At 39.5% G+C, this 420-nt stretch carries 1 protein-coding gene; it reads right to left on the bottom strand.

The annotated features are described in order from the left end of the window. Positions 1–187 precede the first annotated feature (187 nt). Positions 188–328: a hypothetical protein gene (locus AAC854_RS23200; RefSeq protein WP_340619143.1), complete on the bottom strand. Its 141-nt coding sequence runs from the start codon at positions 326–328 to the stop codon at positions 188–190. Positions 329–420 lie beyond the last annotated feature (92 nt).

Here is a 420-nt window from a genome sequence, read left to right as displayed (position 1 = left end):
TGGCTGTAATCGACAGAAAAAGGACATCAAACAAAGGATAACTGATCTTAGACGACTGGCGGGGATCTGTTAATGTACTGAAATACTGAGAAAAAGCATCGATACTCATAAAAAGACTTCCCGAAAAAAGAAGTATGAAATTATATTTTTTCTTATTCGTCAAACCTGAAATTTTTTAACAAAAAGTTCACGCTCTCGCCCTGTAGAGGGAAAGTGCCTGTAGGAACGCGGGTAATTCATCAACATTCAAATGCGGGAAATGTTTGGCTTTAGGTGTTGCTAATGCTCCAGCCAGTTCAGCAGCAGGATTATATAGCAGAATCAACATAACCTGACACATTCGATGTGCTCGGTGAACAACTCATCAACTGAACATCTTTTTTGTCTTCTTATCGCTTTTGCCCCACTCCATTTGTGTTC

It is taken from the genome of Xenorhabdus entomophaga, from assembly GCF_037996725.1.
Taxonomy (GTDB): domain Bacteria; phylum Pseudomonadota; class Gammaproteobacteria; order Enterobacterales; family Enterobacteriaceae; genus Xenorhabdus; species Xenorhabdus khoisanae.
This window is presented reverse-complemented; position numbering and strand designations above follow the sequence as displayed.

Excerpts from the sequence above, each read along its gene's own strand:
- AAC854_RS23200 (WP_340619143.1), bottom strand. The coding sequence starts at position 328 with ATGTTGATTCTGCTATATAATCCTGCTGCTGAACTGGCTGGAGCATTA.